The organism is Euzebya pacifica, assembly GCF_003344865.1.
GTDB classification, from domain to species: Bacteria; Actinomycetota; Nitriliruptoria; order Euzebyales; family Euzebyaceae; genus Euzebya; species Euzebya pacifica.
In genome coordinates this window covers 1,536,214-1,553,512 of the sequence record NZ_CP031165.1, presented here as the reverse complement: position 1 = coordinate 1,553,512, position 17,299 = coordinate 1,536,214, and the positions used below count along the sequence as shown (strand labels likewise).

Genomic DNA, 17,299 nt, shown 5'->3' with positions numbered 1-17,299 from the left:
CGGAAGCCGCCCCTCAGCTGGCGAGCACCAGCATCTCCGTCGGGCCAAGTGCTCGTCTGAGCATCCGGACGTCGTCGACGAGCCCGTCGAAGTGCCGGCCCGGACCCATCGGCTGCCCGCCGACGGCGAACGGGATGGTCGGGTCGGTGTCGACCTCGCCCGGGTGGAGGGTGCCCCCGACCTCGACCCCGTCCAGGAACAGCCGGACCGTGGAGCCGTCGTGGGTCAACGCGGCGTGGTGCCACGTCCCCGGCTGGATGGGGCCGCCGTTGGCGACGACGGTCTGGGTGATCCCACCGATGCGTACCCGGCCGCGCAACACGTGCTCGCTTCCGGCCTTCACCGTGCTGAGCATGACGAGGTGGTCGTTGGCCGCCGTGCCCGCTGCCTGCGACACGAGTCGGGCGTCGGAGACACCGAAGTCGTCGGCCCGGAACCGCAGCGCGAGCGTCAGCCCCGAACCGCCGGTCAGGTCGACGGCGGGCAGGTCGATCCTGCTGGACGATCCGTTCAGGTCGACCGACGACGGGCTGCCATCGGTAGTCCTTGGGTCGAACACCGCACCGCCCACCAGCGTGCCGTCGTTGCCGCTCCCGCTGGCATCGGCCGCGACGGTGCCTGCACCCTCGTCGAGCGTCAGGTGGACCGCCACATCGGTGCCGTCGTCGACCGCGACGTCGAACGTCGTCGCGAGCGGGGGGTTGGCCCCGAGGTCGGAGAGCAACAGCTCGAACCCGTCGCTGGAGCCGGCACCGCCGCGGACGTAGGCGATGAGGTCGCCGTCGACATCGGCCTGGGTGAATGACTCGCCCGCCCCGAGCACCACCCCGTCGCGACGGAACTCACCCGCCGTGGGGGGCTCGGCAAGGGTGAACACCAACCCCGAGGGCGGCGTGTCGGGGTCAGCCGCCGCGAGGACTGCCGGTCCGATGGACAACGTGCCGGATGCGGCCACGGTGGCGCCGTGCGTGCGGCGCTGGAGGTGCACCGAGATCGTGTTGTCGTCGCGGCCCGCCGACAGCGCGTCGATGTCGCCGTCCCCGTCGATGTCGACCGCCACGAGGCCGTAGGCCCCGTCGACGGTCAGGTCGATCGGTGCGGCGCTGAACAGGCCCGTGCCGTCGTTCTCGTACCACGCGAGGGAGTCGCCGTCGGCCGCCGCCGACAGCGCGTCGAGGTCACCGTCACCGTCGACGTCGGCGACCTCCACGGTCCGTGCACCGAGCGCGGATCCGTCGATCACCTGCTTGGTCCAGCCCCCCGTTCCGTCGTTGCGGTACCAGGCGATCGTGTTGTCCTTCTGGCTGGCCGAGAGGACGTCGAGCAGTCCGTCCCCGTCCACGTCGCCGGCGATGGCGAAGTAGGCGCCGTTGGCGTCGGTGTCGATCACCCGTTTCGTGAACCCACCGGTCCCGTCGTTCTCGTGCCAGGCGATCGTGTCGTCGAAGAAGCTCGCGGCGACGACATCGGGATCCCCGTCCCCGTCGATGTCACCGACCTCGGCTCGCTTGGCCCCGTTGGCGGCCGGGTCGATCGTGCGCAGGGTGTACTGCTGCGCACCGTCGTTGTCGTACCAGGTGATCGTGTCGGCATCCTGGTTGGCGGCGAGCAGGTCGCTGTCCCCGTCACCGTCGAGGTCGTGGACCACGATCGAGTGGGCGCCGTCGGCGCTGTCGTCGATGACCCGCCGCGTGAACGCACCCGAGCCGTCGTTGTCGTACCAGACGTAGGTGTCGGCCTCGTAGCCGGCGGCCAGGGCGTCGGAGTCACCATCGCCGTCGACGTCACCGACGTTGGCGGGATAGGCACCGTCGAGCGCCGGGTCGAGGACCGTCCGGATGTACCCGCCGGTCCCGTCGGCCCGCAGCAGCAGCACCTGGTCGTCGACGAAGTCGGTGGCCACGACGTCGAGCGCACCGTCGGCGTCGAAGTCGGCTGCGACGGCGATGTGGGTCTCGTCGACGTCGGTGGCGATCACCTGCCGGGTGAACCCGAGGGTGCCCGTGACGAAGCGTGGCGGTTCGCTCGAGGTGGCGACGGCGATCGTGACCGTCGTCGGGGCCGAGGACGTGGTGCCGTCGGTCGCTCGGTACGTGAACGTGTCGGTGCCCAGGAAGCCCGGGTCGGGTGCGTAGTCGAACGAGCCGTCCGACGCCAGCGCGAGGGTGCCGTCGGAGGCGTCGACGAGGAGCTCGGCGACGATCGGCTCCCCATCGGGATCGTGGTCGTTGCCCAGCACGCCGGGGGCCGCAATCGACAGGGAGGTGTCGGGGGCGGTGCCGTAGCTGTCGACCACCGCGACGGGATCGTCGTCGACCGGGTCGACGGTGATCGTCACGGTTGCTGCAGCCGATTGGGCGATGCCGTCGGTGGCCCGGTACGTGAAGGTGTCGGTCCCGAAGAAGTTCGGGTCCGGGTCATAGGTGAACGAGCCGTCGTCCTGCAGCGTCAGCGTGCCCTCGCCGGCGTCGGTGGCGAGCTGGGCGGTCAGCGGGTCGAGGTCCGGGTCGGCGTCGTTGGCCAGCACACCCGGGGCCGTGACGACCAGCTGATCGTCCTCGGCCACCGCGTACGCATCGTCGGCCGTGGTCGGTGGGTCGTTCGGACCGGGGGGTGTGGTGGGGCAGCCGGCCTGGTGGTTGGCCGCCACGTCCTCCGCCGACAACGCCACATCGTGCACCGCCACCAAGCACACCGTCCCGGCCCACGGCCGCGACCCATCCGCGGTGTTGCCCACCACCAACGGGAACCCCCCATCCCAGTTCGACAACACCCCACCAAGGCTGCCCGACCCCTCCAGCACCCCATCCACCCACAACGACACCACACCCGACCCATCACGGGTCAACACCACATGCGACAACCCAACCGACGCCGACCCCACCGCAGAGAACAACGTCGGCGTCCCCGCCACCGACGACGACGTCCGAACCCGACCAGCAAACACCGCATCCGGCAGTTTCCCCCACGCCCCCTGCCCCAACATCACGTTCCGCGCCAACGGCCCCGACCCCACCTCAACGATCCGCGCCGGCCCGTCCTGGGTCACATCAGCCGGATCCACCCACGCCTCCACCGACACCGCACCCGAGACCCCGACCGCATCAACCACCTTCACCGCCCCACCATCAGAGGCCACCACACCAACGGAGGACCCCGACAACACCAACCCACCCGCACCCCACACACCCACACCCTCCCCCACCACCAGATCCAACGGCACCCCCACACCAGCCGAATCCGGCACCACCCCCGCACCACCACCAGCACCGACCACCCCGAACTCGTACAACACCAGCTCCCCACCCACACGCGACGGACCCGCCGGGGCATCGTCGATCGTCCAGTCGAACGAGACCTGTGCGACGCCGCCCTGCTGGTCGTCGACGGTCACCGTCACCGGGTACGACGTGCCCACCACGGCGTCCTCTTGGATGGTGCCCTGGATCTGTCCGGTGACCGCGTCGATGCCGAGCCCGGGGGGAAGCCCGCCCGCGGCGTACGCCAGGTCGTCACCGTCGGGATCCGACGCCGTCACCGCCAACGACACCGTGGCCCCGGGCGCGCTGACCTGGTCCCCCACCGGATCGATCACCGGGTCGGCGTTGGTCGCCTCGGCGGTGGGGCAGCCGGCCTGGTGGTTGGCCGCCACGTCCTCCGCCGACAACGCCACATCGTGCACCGCCACCAAGCACACCGTCCCAGCCCACGGCCGCGACCCATCCGCGGTGTTGCCCACCACCAACGGGAACCCCCCATCCCAATTCGACAACACCCCACCAATGTTGCCCGACCCCTCCAGCACCCCATCCACCCACAACGACACCGCACCCGACCCATCACGGGTCAACACCACATGCGACAACCCAACCGACGCCGACCCCACCGCAGAGAACAACGTCGGCGTCCCCGCCACCGACGACGACGTCCGCACCCGACCAGCAAACACCGCATCCGGCAGCTTCCCCCACGCCCCCTGCCCCAACATCACGTTCCGCGCCAACGGCCCCGACCCCACCTCAACGATCCGCGCCGGCCCGCCCTGGGTCACATCAGCCGGATCCACCCACACCTCCACCGACACCGCACCCGAGACACCGACCGCATCAACCACCTTCACCGCACCACCATCAGAGGCCACCACACCAGAGGAGGACCCCGACAACACCAACCCACCCGCACCCCACACACCCACACCCTCCCCCACCACCAGATCCAACGGCACCCCCACACCAGCCGAATCCGGCACCACCCCCGCACCACCACCAGCACCGACCACCCCGAACTCGTACAACACCAGCTCCCCACCCACACGCGACGGACCCGCCGGGCACGCCTCGGTCGTCGTCTGCTGGGTGGGACTCGAGACGGCGTTCCCGCTGCCGTCGGTGGACGTGACAGCCCAGTGGTACGTCGTCTCGCAGGCAAGCCCCGTCGCCGTGACGGCATGTGACTGGTGGAGGCCGGGGGTGGTGGACGTGCCGAGCTCGAGGGCGGCCGACAGGCCGACGGACAGCTCGGAGGTGGCGTACTCGTCGGTGGCCCAGCTGACCTCGAGCTGATCGTCGGTCGCGACCGCCGTCGGGCCCGTGGTGATGACCGGTGGGGTGTCATCGGTGGAGGTGGAGGACTGCCCCGGACCGACCAGCACGGTCGGGGCGGCGGTGAGGGCGCCGATGGATGCCGCCGCGGCTTGCTGGTCGGCGGTGTCGAGGATGCCCACGGTGAACCGACGGTCGTTGCCGCCCATGTGACGACTCAGGCCGCTGCGCCCGAACCCGAAGACCGTCATCTCGTCCGCGAGGGTGTAGTAGGAGTCGGTTGCAGCGTCGTCGTCGTGGTGGATCAGGAACAGCGACCGGTCCACGACGGGATCGCCGAACTGCACCCATTCGGGGGCGGCGATGTCGCTGCTGAAGGACCCCGTCAGCGGACTGCTCGCGCCGTCGCTGAGGGCGTAGAAGTCCGAGTCCGCCTCGACGGCGCCGCCCGGTGTCCCTTCGTAGAGGAACCAGTAGTTGGCGTCGTGCTCGACGACGGTCCCGACGGCGCGTGTCGGGAAGACGTCCCACTGCATCGCCCACAACCCGTCGGGGCTGGTCGTCGCGAAGGTCGTGCGGAGTGGACCGTCAACCTCCAGCGTCGTGGTGTGACCGGTGGCGCCTGGGTGGAACCACCCCGCCGGGTAGACCAGGTTGGGGATGCCCCGGTACTGTCCCGAGGCGCCGGACGCCGTGCTCCAGCTGATCCAGTCCGCCCCGGTCGGGCCCACGAGGCTGGAGAAACCACCCGCCTCGGTCTGGTACCACCACGTTGCAGTGCGTGTCGTGATCGACATGGCCGGCAGGCCCTCGTCGACCACGGCGGTGGCCACCTCCACCTGGTCGGCGACGGCCGTCCCCGGCGCCCCGGCCGACGGGGTGTCGAAGTAGGCGAGGTACCTGCGGTCCTCGGCCGCCGACGTGGGGGCGGCGACCTCGACGACCAGCTCGCCCACGGCGTTGGTCGTGGCGTCGTACCCGGGACCCGGGTCGAACTGGAACGCGACCACGGGGTCCAGGATGGTCCCGGTGGCGTCGACCTCGTGGACGACGAGGGACTCGGGGTCGAGCGTGGCGCCTGCGGCACCGGCCTGGGCGAACGCGGTCGTGAAGTCGATCCCGGCGACGACGTGGAGCGTCTGGCCGTCGGCGGCCGGCTGCACGGTGAGGGCCAAGCGGTACGCATGGGGCCCGCTCCCCCACGGATCGCTTCCCTGCGCGCTAGCTCGGTTGGCATCGACGGGGATGACGAGGGCCACGACGAGTGCGACTGCTGTGGCGACGACCGCGCGGGTCACGCTGGCGGCCGGCGCAGCGCGCCATGGACAACGTCTCCGGTCGTCCATAGCCCCTCCGGCCCGCGCCCGCTCGTGCGCCCAACTCGACCGAACGTAACACGGCGCACAGCGAGTGAGCCAGCCTCTTACTGAACGGTCTTCGGCACCTACTCAGGGTGCGCTTCGACCCGTCGTCGGCGCCTGGTCCCGGCCCCCATCACACGACGAAGGCCCGCCGTGTGGCGGGCCTTCGTTCACTTCGGTGGTAGTTGCGAGGGCAGGATTTGAACCTACGACCTCCGGGTTATGAGCCCGGCGAGCTACCGAACTGCTCCACCTCGCATGAAGAACAGTAGCGGCGGGTCAACGACCTTGCAAAGGCCTACTTGGTCAACAGTCCAATCACCTGGCGGGTGGGTGCGAGGTTGGCGCCGCGGGGCTGCCGGGACAGCCATTCGACCCATGCCGGGTCGGGGTTCAGCGGCCAGCTGGGGTGGTCCCTGCGGTGCAGCCGTTGGGGCGTGGCGTCCATCCAGCGCGCGACCTGCTCGATGGTCCGCCAGCTGATGTTGGCGGTCCGGACGTCGGCCACACCGGCGCGACGTTCGCGCTGCTCGGCGGTCGCGCTGGGCAGGCGGGCACCAATCGAGGCGACCGTGCTGCCCAGTTCGTGGGGCAGCCAGGGCACCCAGCGCACCTCGGTGTGCTGCTCGACGGGGTACATGCGGTTGGGGGCCCCGACGATGGCCACCCCGCCGGGTGCCAGGACGCGCCCCAGCTCGCGGGCGTAGGGCTCGAGCTCCGTGACGTGCTCGATCACGTCGAGGGACTCGACGACGTCGAAGTGCCCGTCGGGGAACGGCAGCGGCCGTGCGGGGTCGATGAGCCGCACGTCCACCCCGGGCAGGCCCCGGGTGCGCAGCCGTCCGAGCTGGACGGTCTCGTCGTCGATCTCGGTGCCGACGACCTCGGCGGCGCCGAAGGCGTGATAGGCCAGCACGGTCCCCGCCATGCCGCAGCCCGACGCGTACACCCGCGCACCCTGCAGCGGCCGGTGTGCCTCAACCAGGCCTGCCCAGCCGAGGAAGAAGTTCACGCCCAAGTAGGTCTGGGTCAGCGACCCGTGCAGGACGCTGTCCCGCGCATGGTCGAGGAAGGCGTCCACCGCCGCCCGGTAGGCCGGTGGGTTGGGGTCCATCAGCAGGCAGTCGGGCGACGGCACACCCGCCGCGGCCTCGGCCCGCAACCGCTGGGCCTGCAGCCGCCGCGCGAAGGTCGCCCACGCCGCCTGTTCGGCCGCGGGGTCGCGGAAGGTCACGTGCCCGCCGTCCGGACCGACCTGCCGCAGGCGCTGCCCGTCGAACACCACGTCCTCGGGCAGCCCCCACCCCCCCTGGGCGGTCATCGGCAGGTCATCCTGCTTCGAGCACGAGCTCGAGGGCTTCGAGGAAGTCCTGGGCCTGCTCCACCTGTTCCTGGTAGGTCCCGAGGTCACCGGCAGCCAACGCCTCGTCGGCCGCGGCGAACGCCTCGATGGCCCGGGCGATCAGCGACTGCGCGTCGCCGTCCACCTCCACCGGGGCCGACGGGGCCTCGGTGCCCTCCGGGATGGGTTCGGCCTCGGGGTCGATGGGTTCGGTCGGTTCGTCCGAGGCGCCCGGTTCCGGCAGCGACGGCACGTCCTCGAACACCTCGAGGTCACCGAACAACGTCTCCAGCGCCAGGTCGAGGCGAGGTTCCATCACCACCCGGTCACCGTAGACCAGGACCACCCGGCGCAGCTCCGGGATGTCGGACTGGTCGGACTTGAGGAACAGCGGCTGGGCGTACAGCAACGACTCCTCGACCGGCACGACGATGAGGTTGCCCAGGATGATGGAGGACCCGGCATCACCCAGCAGGGTGATCAGCTCACTGACGTCGGCGTCCTGCTGGATCCGCGCATGGATCTGTTCGGGACCGAAGACCGTCTCCGTCGGCGGCATCCGCAGCACCCGCAGCTCGGGGTTGTCGGGGTCGCCGGACGCGGCGACGTAGGCCGACAGCACGTCGCGGTCCGCCGGAGTGAAGGGCTGGATGAGTGAGAAGTCCTCCTCCTCCTCACCCGGCAGGCGGATCAGCTGGTAGGTCGGCGGGAAGGTCCGGGTGATGTTGCTGCCGTTGTTGTCGGCGAAGGCGTTGTCGGACGGCAGCTCCCACTCGTCGGAGGCGTTGTAGAAGCCGTCGGCGTCGGGGATGTGGTAGCGCTGCAGCAGCTCGGACTGCACCCGGAACATGTCCTCGGGGTAGCGGAAGTGCTGCTTGATCGCCGGGTCGATCTCCTCCATCGGCGTCAGGACGCCCGGGAAGGCCCGGTCCCACGCCTGGATCAGCGGGTCGTCGGGGTCATTGACGTACAGCTCCACGGTGCCGTCGTAGGCGTCGACGACCGCCTTGACGGAGTTGCGGATGTAGTTCGCCTGCCCGGTCAGCCCGGGGATGCCGACGATCTGCTCCTCGGTGGTGACGCTGCCGTCGGCCTGCTGCACGAAAACGGTCTGCCGTTCGACGATCCGAGTGGGATCCGCCAGGTCCAGCCGTTCGCTGTAGGGGATCATGTCGGTGGTGGTGTAGGCGTCCTGGACCCACTTGACCTCGCCGTCGACCACGATCGGGTACGGGTCGTGGTCGAGCTGGACGAACGGCGCGACCGCTTCGACACGTTCCTGGATCGACCGGTTGAACATGATGCGGGAGTCGGGCTGGATCAGCCCCGAGAGCACGATGTTGGGTTCGCCGTACCGCAGGGCGAAGGCGACCCGGTTGAGGATGCCCCCGACGTTGACGCCGTCGGCGCCGTCGTAGCGGTTGCGCTCCTGACGCGTCTCGGTCTCGAAGTCGAACTCGTCCAGCGTCGCGTTCACGATGGAGTAGCTGGGCGGCCGCTCACCGAAGTAGATACGGGGCTCCTCGAGCTCCAGCTCGGCCACGCCCCGGTTGGGGATGTCACGGGCAAGGAACTCGGGCTGACCGTTGCTGGCCGCGGTGGAGACGACCGAGGCAACCACGCCGTAGCCGTGGGTGAACTCCAGCCGCTGGTTCTGCCAGGACGGCTCCTGCAGGTCGTCGATGGAGATCTCGCGGACCGAGATCATCACCTGCTGCGGGTCGCCCTCGATCTCGTAGCGGTCGACGTCGACGTCGCGGAACTCGTAGTAGGGCCGCAGCTCCTGCAGCTGCTGGTAGGTGTTCTGCAGCGTGGCCGGGTCCCAGAGTCGGATGGCCTCCAGCGTGGCGGCGTTCTCCTCGACTTCCTCGCGGGTCAGGTTCTCCGATGCCGGAAACCCCTCGTAGCTGACGGTTCCCTCACCGACCTCGGCGACCTCGGTCTCGATGCCCCATGCGTAGCGCGTGAAGTCCAGGTTGCGCTCGATGAAGGGGCGTTCGCGGTCCAGCTCCTGCGGGTTGACCTGCACCGCCTGGATGACGGCGGGGTAGATCCCACCCAGCAGCAGGGAGGCCACCAGCAGGATGCCCACGCCGGCGGTCGGCAGGACCGCGCCGCGGAAGCGGATGTTGGCCAGGAACAGCACGACACAGACCGCCGCGATGATCGTCAGCAGCTCGAAGGCACGAAGCTCGGCGTTGACATCGGTGTAGGACAGGCCGGTGACCAACCCGCGGTCGCTGTAGCTGAGCATGTAGCGGTCCAGCCAGAAGCCCCACGCCCGGACGGCGATGAGGCTTGCCAGCAGCACCGACACGTGCACGTTGGCGCCGGAGGTGATCTTCTGCCCGGTGCTCTGCGGACGGATGCCGCCGAAGAGGTAGTGCGCGCCAGCGGTCAGCAGGATCGTGATGGTCAACGCGGTGAACAACCACGAGTTGATCATCGTCCAGAACGGCAGGTCGAAGACGAAGAACCCCAGGTCGAGCCCGAAGTGCGGGTCGTCGATCCCGAAGCTGCCGCCGTTGGCCCACAGCAGGAACGTGCGCCACTCCCCGAACAGCGACGACCCGCTCAGCAGCGCCACGACGACGGTGAGCGCGACCAGCAGCGGCCGCGCGATGGGCGTCACCATGCGGCGGTACCGCTCGATGACCTCTTCCCCCTCCGACGGGATCCGGAACTCCGGCGTCAGGCGTCGGGCGAGGAAGAGGTTGGTGCCCAGCAGCGCCACCATCACGACGGTGGCGGCAGCGCCCAGTCCGAAACGGGTCTGCAGCAGGTTCCAGAAGACGTCGGCGAAACCGATCGACTGGTACCAGAGGACGTCGGTGTAGAAGGTGGCCAGACGAGGTCCGACCACCGCCACCAGGACGACGAGGGCGAAAAGGACGAGGAGCCAGCGGCGGCGCAGCTCGGCGATGATGGTGTTCATGGTGGGTCGCCCAACCTAATCCAGCCAGTCGGCCCCTGCCGCCAAGGGGACCCGTCAGTCCGCTTCGGTGCCTTCTTCGGCATCGTCATCGGCCGCCTCTGCGGCGAGGACGGAGGTGTTGGCGTCGGCCGGTTCGGCGTCGGCCTCGATCTCCTCGACCTCCAGCAGCGCCAGGTCGACGGTCTCCTTGGCCTGGCGGAGCCGGTTGGCCAGCTCGTCACGGCGGCCCTCGAGGTCGTCGATCTGCTTGCGGATGGCCGCGGCCTGTTCGCGCAGCCCGTCGACCTCGTCCTGGGCGTCCTTCAGGCGGGACTCGCGCAGCGACTCGGCCTCGGTCTCGGCCTTGCGGCGGATCTCCTCACCAGCCGCGTGGGCTGCTTCGAGGATGCGCTGGGTCTCCGCACCGATGGCGGCGAAGGAGGCGATGGCGTCGGCCGGGGGCGCGGGCTCCGGGGCAGGTTCGACGACCGGTTCGGGCGTCGCCTCCTCCACGACCTCCGCGTCGCCGTCGACATCAGCGACGGTGTCGGCGTCATCGGTCGCCGGCGTGTCGTCCTTCGCGGGCGACGCGGCACCGCCGCTGCGGCCGAGCAGCGATGCGAAGTCCTCGGCGACCTCGTCGAGGAACGCATGCACCTCGTCGCGGTCGTACCCGCGCAGGGACACGAGGAACTCTCGTGACTGGATGTCCTCTGGCGTCAGCACCCCAGGAGCCTTTCGGTTGTCGGTCACGTCCCGGGGAGTCTAGAGGCCGGACAGGACGAGGCGAACCAGCTGGACCGGAGTTCTCGTGGAACGAGGTGCTAGCCGGCCGGGTCGAGCAGGCCGATCGCCGCCGGCACGATGTCGAGAACCTCGTCGATGAGGGTGCCAACCGGGCCCAGGACCGGGTCGGGATCCGGTTCGGGAGGCGGCGGTGGTGGTGCGGGTGGCGGCGGCGCCGGCGGGGTGGTGGGCGCGGGGCCCGGGTCGGGGTCGGTCACCGTCGGCACCGTTGGCGCCGGGGCCGCGGGGGACACCGGTGCGGGCGCAGGCACGGACGCCTCCACGACCTCACGGGCGGCGACGGCCTGGTCGACCGTCGCGCCGAAGGTGACCTGGCCGAGGTCCAGCGCCATCGCGATCAGCCCCCACCTGGCCCCCTCCGCGCGCAGCGTGGCAACCCGCTCGGCCATGCTGGCCAGGTCGCCGGACTGGCCCTGGGCCAGCGCACGCGAGACGAACAGGCCGATCAGCGCGTCCGCAGGCGGTCCGACCGCACCGTCGGCGTTGCGGTTCGGCGCGGCCTGCAGCAGCACGTCGACCTCGTCGGCCTGGACCTCCGCGAAGGAGGCGTAGAACGCCGCGGGCTGCAGTCCGGTGCCGTACAGCTCGGCCAGACGGGTGCTGTAGCGGGCCACCTCGCCATCGAAGTTGATGGCCTTGCTGAGCAGCCGCTGGTCAACGGGGTCATCGACGGCGTAGGCCAGCGGGTCGTCCAGGCCGTCGAAGCGGCGGCTGGTCAGGCTGAGCTGTCGGTAGGGCTGCAGCCGGTACCCCTCTCCCGGCCGCCTGACCTCCGCGGTACCGGCGTAGATGGCCACCCGGGGGGTCGCTCCGGCGTCCACCCGGAAGGTCCCGATCCCGTCCACCACCGCGTCGTCGATCCGGACCTGCAGCGCGTCGCCGTCGACGACGACGTCACCGTGAACCAGCTCGACCTCCTGCTCGGTGATGACGGCTTCGGCGTCCTCCAGCAGGAACACCTGATCCCCGTCGACCTGCAGCCGGCTGTCGGTGACCGCACGGACGCGGTCCCCATCGGCGGCGTGGCTGACCAGGACCCAGCCGTCGTCGTCGAGGCGCTCCAGCTGACCCTCCACGAGGGAGATGTCACCGGCGGATCGGCTCGACGAGGTGCACCCGCTCGCCAGGAGGGCAAGCGCGGCCACGACGATCAGGGCCCGACGCATCGCTGCCAGTGTGCACCCGCGACGCCGCCGCGGCCAGCACCAGCAGGTGACGAACAGTGACCAGTCAGGTGCTCAGAGTGTCGTTTCCGGCGTCACAGCGGGGGAGGCGGGACGGTGCCCGCTCGCAGCGGCGGCATCGGTAGCGCCGGCACCGGCACCGGCCCACCCACCGGCAGCAGCAGGCTGACGGTCGCCCCGACACCGGGGTCGGAGTCGACCTCGGCGGTGGCTCCGGACCCGTCGAGGATGCGCTTGACCAGGCCGAGCCCCAGCCCCAGCCCGCCGTAGTGGCGGGTCTCGGTGCCGTCGACCTGCCGGAAGTCGGTGAACAGGTGAGCGGCCGCCTTGGGGTCGATGCCGATCCCCCGGTCGATGACCGACAGGCGGACGTGGCCACCCTCGGCACGCGCGGTCACGTCGACGGGGTCCCCGTCGGGCGAGAACTTCACCGCGTTGTCCAGCAGCTCGTCGAGGACCCGCCGGAGGTAGACCGGGTCGGCCAGGACCGGCGGCAGGCCGCCGTTGAGGAAGTTGCCGAACTCGCGGCCGTCGTGGCCGGCCCGCCACTCCTCCAGGGTCTCTGCCACCATCGCCGTCAGGTCGATGGGTTCGGGTTCGAGGACGACACGACCGGAGTCGAGGCCAGCGAAGTCCACGATCATGCCGACGATCCGCTCGAGCCGAGCGGTGGAGTTGAGGATCTCCCCGGCGAAGCGCTGGGTGGCTTCCGCCCCGACGTCTCGACGGGCGAGCACGTTGGCGTAGCCCTTGATCGGGGTGATCGGGGTCCGCAGCTCGTGGGAGACGTTGGCGAGGAACTCCGTTTTCATCCGCTCCACCTCGATCTCGCGGCTGATGTCGCGGAGGACGAACACGCGACCGAGCAGCTCGCCGTCGGGTGAGCGCACGGGGGCGGCGGTGACGGCGGCGGGGGTCTGCTCACCGTCGGGTCGGACCAGCAGCACCCGGGCGGCCGAGCTGCTGTCCGCCAACGGGTCGTCGAGGTGCAGGTCGGCCTCGCCGCTCATGCCGGGAACGGCTTCCGTGGCGGACTCCGCGGCAATCCGTTCGGCCATGACCGTTGCGAGCGCTTCGCCGATGACCTCGACCGCCAGCAGGCCGGTGAGCGCTTCGGCGGCCGGGTTGAACTGGATGATGTGCCCATCGGCGTCGGCGGCGATCAGGCCGTCGCTCATGGACGTGGTGAGGGACTCGAGGCGGCCGCGCAGCTTGGACTCGGTCCGTGCGGCGTCGGTCAGCTCGGCTCGCTGTGTGGACAGCGAACCGACCATCTCGTCGAACGTGCGGCCGAGCAGGCCGACCTCGTCGGCGCTGTCGACGCCCGCACGCGCCCCGAGGTCACCCGCGCCGATCTGACGGGCCGCCTCGGTCAGCTGGCTGATCGGCCGGACGAACCGTCGCGTCACGATGGCACCCGCCACGATGGCCAGCAGGCCACCGGCGAGGGCGACGACGAACAGTCGCTGGGTCTGCGCCCGCTCGACGGCCGCGATCACCGCAGGGGTCGATGTGGTGATGATCCGTCCGAGCGTGGCCCCGGACTCGGGATCGACGATCGGGGCGCTGGCCGCGAAGAGCGTCAGCCCCTGCTCGCCGAGGTCGGCCCGGTCGCGGGTGCCCAGGCCGTCCAGCACCGCATCGCCGGTCGTGCCGACTGCCGCGGCGGTGAACGCCGGGCTGTCGTCGACGACCCCGACGATGCCGACATCCAGCGACGCCGACTCCTGCTCGGCCCACACCACGTCGACGAGCCGCCCGGTGACCAGCACGCCCCCGGGCGGGTCCTCGGGCAGCAGCCCGTCGGGTCGGAGCGCCACTGCACCGAAGGCCACGACCCGGCCGCCGGTCGACAGCATGCCGCCGGCCTGCTGGACGTCGCCGGTGCCCGCCCGAACGGTGCCGACGAGGGGGTCGCCGGTCAGCGACAGGACGAGTGATCCACCGAGGTCCTGCGGGTGCTGGTTGACGACCTGTCCGGCGGCGTCGAGCACGAGGAAGAAGTCCTGGTCGGCGAATCCGACGCGGTAGAGCTCGGCGGCTTCCTGCGCGGCGAACCGGGTCTCCAGCAACGAACGCGGCGCGATGGCGATGGCGGCGGCGGAGTTGACCGCCTCCGCCGGCCACTGCGACACCTCCTGCACGAGGGTTTCCGCGAGCCGGGACAGGCGAGTCAGCTCGTCGTTGGTCAGCTGCGCGGCGCCCACGGTGGACAACACGGCAGCGAGCAGGATCGCCAGGGCCAGCAGCGCCGTCCCGAAGGCCGCGAGCAGCTTGGCGAGGATCCGGTGGCGGGCAGCGACCCACAGCCAGCCGCCGAGGGACACGGCACCGGCGATGGTCAACCAGTCGCCGATGACCGGTTCGAGGGGGGCGGCGGCATGGCCGAGGCCGAGCAGGACCATGCCGAGCGCCGCTCCGAGGTGGGCCCGGCCGGCCCCGAGCATGCGCACGGCCACGAGGAGGCCGGCACCTGCGGCGAACCACGACGGCGTCTGGGGCACCACAGGGATCAGCAGCGGCAGGCTGCGGTCGTGGTCACCGGCGGGGCCGGCACCGACGGCGAGGCCGGCCAGCCCACCGACGTGCAGCCACGTCCACAGGGTCGGATCACCGACGAGCGCGCCCGCCATCACGTGGCCGGCGGCGTACACCAGGGCGCCGAGGACGCCGATCGTCCGCCAGGTCCCCATCGGCTGCCGGTGGCGCGTGTCGACCGGGCGGCCGGTCAGGACGCCTTCGGCGATCGCGAAACCCAGGCCCACCGAAGCGGCGACCGCCAGCAGGGCGGCCGCCAGATGCAGCGCTGAAGGGACCCCGACCATGTGTCAGCGAGTGTACGGGTCGGACATGGTGGTGAGGTGCTAGCGGGGGTCGGCGACGGGCCGCCAGGTCGGCGGCACCGGGGTCAGCCGCAGGCCACGGTCGTCGCGGGCAGCCATCAGCGTCGGGCCGTGGACAGGGGTCGCCGCACAACGGATGTCGGCTTCGGCCACGCCGATCTCGCGCAGGCGGGCGGCCGCGGGCGAGGTGATGATGCGGTGGCTGGTGTCGGCCGGCGGTGTCCGTCCCAGCCGGAGGGCCTCGATGTGCTCGGCGACGGCGAGGTCGTCGTCACCGTCGTCGAAGGCCGCCCGTTCCGCGGAGCGTCCGGAGACGACATAGGTCGGGGTGTCCTCGCCGATCGCCTGGGCGGTGGCGACGGCGGACAGCAGCGACGCGCAGTACAGCCGGTCGGCGCCGGCGAAGGCGGCCACGGCAGCACGGGTCCCCGAGGACGTGCGGTGCACCAGCTCGCGGCCGCGCACGTCGCTGGCGATCAGCTCGACCGGGGAGTTGGACAGGTCGAACCCGTCGATGGGCAGGCCCCCCTCCTCCCCCATCAGCAGGACGTCGGGATGGGCGTCACGGAGGGCGAACGCGTCGGCGGGGTCGGCGACCAGGTGGATGGTCGGTACGCCGTTCGCGACGGCGAGGCTGCCGGTGGTGAAGGCCCGCAGGACGTCGATGACGACCACGACGCCGGACGCCTCGTGGGCGTGGTCGCGGTCCAGGACGACGGCGTCCATGGCGGTGTCCACGGTCGTTGCTCCTCAGCTGCTCGGGGTCGGCGAGCCGAGGACGCTACACGCGGAGGGGTCGTCGGGCCGGCAGCGCCTCAGGTGCGGGAGAACAGCCGGCGCCCGTTGGCGGCGGCGGACTCGGGCAAGGAGTCGGTGGACGCAGGCACGGCGGGAGCGGCTGGCTCCTCGACGGCGGCGACGACAGGCGCGGCCGACGGCGAGTGGGCGGTCCCGATGCTCGGCGCGGCGGCAGGGGTGACGGGCACCTCGGCGCCGTTGACCTCGACCCGGTAGTAGGTCTTGAACTCGATCGGCACAGCGGTCAGGCGAAAGAGCTCGACGTCGCTGCTGCCCTCGGTGTTGCGCAGGCGCTCGACGAAGGCGACACCCTCCTCGAGGGTCTCCGCGATGTGGTGGCCGTCACGGCCCTCGGCGGTACGGAAACGAACCAGGTGTTGCATCGTGTGGCCTCGAAGGGATGGGGGTCGGCTGGACACGTCGCACGCGAGACGACTCCTCCTTCATCGGCAACGGACACGGACGCCTTGAGGACTTTCCGGCCCGATACGCGCGCGGGCCGGGGTCAGTCGGAGGAGAAGACCGCGCCGAGGTCCCACTCGGCGTCGATGGCCGCCCCGGCGCCGGTGATGACGGCATCCAGCGGGTTGTCGGCCACGTGCACCTTGACCTGGGTGATGGAGGCGATCAGCTCGTCGAGGCCGCCCAGCAGGGCCCCGCCACCGACCAGCAGGATGCCGCCCGACATGACGTCCTGGGCCAGCTCCGGCGGGCAGTCCGACAGCGTGTCGACCACGCAGCCGGCGATCGCCGCCGCCTGGCGGTCAAGCGCCGAGCGGACCTGGTCGGAGTCGATGGTGATCGTGCTGGCCAGACCGGTCTCGAGGTCGCGGCCGGTGACCTCTGCCCGCGTCGGGTTGGTCGTGGGGAAGACCCGTCCCAACGCGATCTTGAGCTCCTCCGCGGTGCGGTCACCGATCGCGATGCCGAAGGCGTCCCGTACCCAGTCCTGGATGGCGTGGTCAAGGTCGAAGCCGCCCACCCGGATCGCCCGGCTGACCACGACACCCCCGAGGGAGATGACCGCGACGTCGGTGTTGCCGCCGCCGATGTCGACGATCATCGACCCGACGGGGTCCTCGACGGGCATGTTGGCCCCGATGGCGGCCGCCATGGGTTCCTCGATCAGGTACACCCGGCCGGCTCCGGCCTGCTTGGCCGCGTCACGGAGGGCCGAGCGTTCGACGTTGGTCACGCCGCTGGGGACGGAGATGAGCACCCGCGACCGGCTGAACCGTCCGACCCCGAGCCGCTCGAACAGCAGCCGGAGCATCCGCGAGGTCATCACGAAGTCTGTCACGGCCCCGCCGGACAGCGGCCGCTCGAGCACGGCGGGCTGGGTCGCGGCCCGCACCGCCTCGTAGGCCCCGAGGCCCGCGGCGATGACCTTGCTCGTCCGTGCGTCGACAGCCACCACCGTGGGTTCGCGCAGCACGATGCCGCGGTGTCGCGCCCACACGATGGTGTTGGCCGTCCCGAGGTCGATGGCGAGGTCGCCGCTCATGCTGC

The 17,299-nt window shown here is 70.9% G+C and carries 9 protein-coding genes and 1 tRNA gene; all 10 read right to left on the bottom strand.

What is annotated here, in order from left to right:
* Positions 1-13: 13 nt before the first annotated feature.
* On the bottom strand, positions 14-5,716 hold the full coding sequence (locus DVS28_RS06375; protein ID WP_164710010.1) for a LamG-like jellyroll fold domain-containing protein: 5,703 nt from the start codon (positions 5,714-5,716) through the stop codon (positions 14-16).
* 371 nt (positions 5,717-6,087) lie between these two features.
* Positions 6,088-6,161: transfer RNA gene (locus tag DVS28_RS06370), tRNA-Met, on the bottom strand.
* 39 nt (positions 6,162-6,200) lie between these two features.
* Entirely contained in the window at positions 6,201-7,223 is a 1,023-nt protein-coding gene (locus DVS28_RS06365) for a class I SAM-dependent methyltransferase (RefSeq protein ID WP_114590714.1), read from the bottom strand.
* Between the two features lie 7 nt (positions 7,224-7,230).
* On the bottom strand, positions 7,231-10,179 hold the full coding sequence (locus DVS28_RS06360; protein ID WP_114590713.1) for a UPF0182 family membrane protein: 2,949 nt from the start codon (positions 10,177-10,179) through the stop codon (positions 7,231-7,233).
* Positions 10,180-10,233: 54 nt separating this feature from the next.
* Positions 10,234-10,911 carry a DivIVA domain-containing protein gene (locus tag DVS28_RS29915; protein ID WP_114590712.1) on the bottom strand — a complete coding sequence of 226 codons (678 nt, stop codon included), beginning with the start codon at positions 10,909-10,911 and terminating at the stop codon, positions 10,234-10,236.
* Between the two features lie 71 nt (positions 10,912-10,982).
* Complete coding sequence (locus tag DVS28_RS06350) at positions 10,983-12,131, bottom strand: hypothetical protein (RefSeq protein WP_114590711.1); 1,149 nt, start codon at positions 12,129-12,131, stop codon at positions 10,983-10,985.
* 92 nt (positions 12,132-12,223) lie between these two features.
* Complete coding sequence (locus tag DVS28_RS06345) at positions 12,224-14,974, bottom strand: sensor histidine kinase (protein ID WP_114590710.1); 2,751 nt, start codon at positions 14,972-14,974, stop codon at positions 12,224-12,226.
* A gap of 39 nt (positions 14,975-15,013) precedes the next feature.
* Positions 15,014-15,730 (bottom strand): 2-phosphosulfolactate phosphatase, encoded by a 717-nt coding sequence (locus tag DVS28_RS06340; protein WP_114590709.1) that lies wholly within the window; start codon positions 15,728-15,730, stop codon positions 15,014-15,016.
* Between the two features lie 77 nt (positions 15,731-15,807).
* Positions 15,808-16,173: a hypothetical protein gene (locus tag DVS28_RS06335; protein WP_114590708.1), complete on the bottom strand. Its 366-nt coding sequence runs from the start codon at positions 16,171-16,173 to the stop codon at positions 15,808-15,810.
* Between the two features lie 122 nt (positions 16,174-16,295).
* Positions 16,296-17,294 (bottom strand): rod shape-determining protein, encoded by a 999-nt coding sequence (mreB, locus tag DVS28_RS06330; RefSeq protein WP_114594030.1) that lies wholly within the window; start codon positions 17,292-17,294, stop codon positions 16,296-16,298.
* Positions 17,295-17,299 lie beyond the last annotated feature (5 nt).